The organism is Neisseria sp. P0021.S006, from assembly GCF_051956895.1.
This window is the reverse complement of sequence record NZ_JBQCWZ010000211.1, coordinates 1-1,912: the sequence shown is the minus strand read 5'-3', so window position 1 is coordinate 1,912 and position 1,912 is coordinate 1. Positions and strand designations below refer to the sequence as shown.

Genomic DNA, 1,912 nt, shown 5'->3' with positions numbered 1-1,912 from the left:
ATACAGGAATGGCTGAACGCTTTGCCTGTCAGTGAAGAAATCATCAAATCGGCTTTGATGTCGATGGTGATGATTGTGGCCGTCATTGCCGGGCGCAGCATTTTGCTCTCGGCTCATTTTCGCAGCCATCCGGATTTGAGCATCGAAAACAAACGCCGTTCGCTGGTGGTCAGTCGCAACATCACCATGCTGCTGCTCTTGTTCGGGCTGGCGATGATTTGGGCGGCGCAGATTCAAACTTTGGCGTTGTCGATGTTTGCGGTAGCTGCGGCAATTGTGGTGGCGACCAAAGAATTGATTATGTGTTTGTCCGGCAGCATCCTGCGCTCGGTAACCAAACAATATTCCATCGGCGACTACATCGAAATCAACGGCCTGCGCGGACGGGTGGTCGATATCAATATGCTGAACACGCTGATGATGCAAATCGGCCCCAATCCGTTGATTGGCCAGCTTTCCGGCAAAACACTCTCGTTTCCCAACAGCCTGCTTCTGAGCCACACCGTGCGCCGCGACAATATTTTGGGCGATTATGTAATTCATACGGTGGAAATTCCCGTACCGATTCATTTGGATTCGGACGAAATCATCGGCCGTCTGAAAGATGTTCTTGAGCCATTGTGCGAGCCTTATGTCCCTGCCATCAAGCAGCATTTGGAAAACGTGCAAACCCAAAAATTGTTTATCACGCCCGCCGCCCAGCCGCGTGTATCCCGTGTGCCACATGATGACAAGGTGTATAACATCATCGTGCGCTTTGCCTCGCCCGTAGCCAAACGCTTGGAAATCCAACAGGCGGTTTTGGACGAATTCTTACGCACGCAATGCCAATTAATCAATAAATTAAAATAGTCCAGTTTATATATACTATCAAATCACTTACAATACCCAAATTTATAATCAACAATAAGGAAAACTCATGTTGCCCGAATCAGCCCTTGCCGAAATGTACCCTGTAATCATGACCCCCAGCCATGACGGCAAATATTTCCACAACTACACCCTCTCACTTCTGAACATCGTCCACACCAATGCCGCACACGGCCTACCGCTTCAAGTGATGATGCAGCGCGGCGAAAGCCTGATTACGCGCGCGCGCAACAACTGCGTGGCCACATTCTTAGAAAACAAAGAATGGACGCATTTATTTTGGATTGACTCCGACATCGGCTTCTCTCCCGATTCATTCTACCGTCTGCTTTTGGCCGACAAAGACGTTGTGGCAGGCATTTACCCGCTCAAACGCGACAACTGGCCTGAAGAAGGTGTTCCGGCCGGCACGACTCAAGCCGACTTCGAGCGCATGTACACTTCTTATACCGTCAACACCAGCGAAAAAAATGAAAACGGTGAAATCGTACTGAAAGTCGATGAAGACGGTTTTATGAAAGTCCATGACGCGCCAACCGGCTTTATGGTTATCAAGCGCAGCGTATTTGAAAAAATGATGGCAGCCTACCCCGAGTTGAACTACATCTCCGACAGTGACTACAACAGAGAAGACAAAGGCCTACACTACCGCTTCTTCGACTGCATGGTTGATCCGAAAAGCAAACGCTACCTGTCCGAAGATTACACCTTCTGCCACCTCTGGCGTCAAATCGGCGGCGAAGTGTACGTCGATGTACAATCCAACCTGACCCACCAAGGTGCAAAAGTGTATCGCGGCTCGTTTGCCGAATCCCTGCAAACCAATGTTGCCAATGCCGTATTTGCCCCGAAAGGCACACCAATGCGCCTCGAACTGGCTGCGCCATTGCACGCCAATCCGCGCGGCGCAGAATAAAATTGGCCGACAGGCAGACAAGACACTTTAATTCTATCTGTCTGCCACCATATAACGCCTATCGTTTTCTTTTCAGACGGCCACAAGGCCGTCTGAATCCATCTTATTCAGGAGAAACCATATGAG

2 protein-coding genes are annotated in these 1,912 nt (G+C 49.7%); both read left to right on the top strand.

Annotated features, from left to right (window positions below; all coding sequences use genetic code 11):
• The first annotated feature begins 57 nt into the window (after nucleotides 1-57).
• Entirely contained in the window at nucleotides 58-852 is a 795-nt protein-coding gene (locus ACTHUM_RS12625) for a mechanosensitive ion channel domain-containing protein (protein WP_440403018.1), read from the top strand.
• Nucleotides 853-919: 67 nt separating this feature from the next.
• On the top strand, nucleotides 920-1,786 hold the full coding sequence (locus ACTHUM_RS12620) for a hypothetical protein (RefSeq protein WP_219088989.1): 867 nt from the start codon (nucleotides 920-922) through the stop codon (nucleotides 1,784-1,786).
• Nucleotides 1,787-1,912 lie beyond the last annotated feature (126 nt).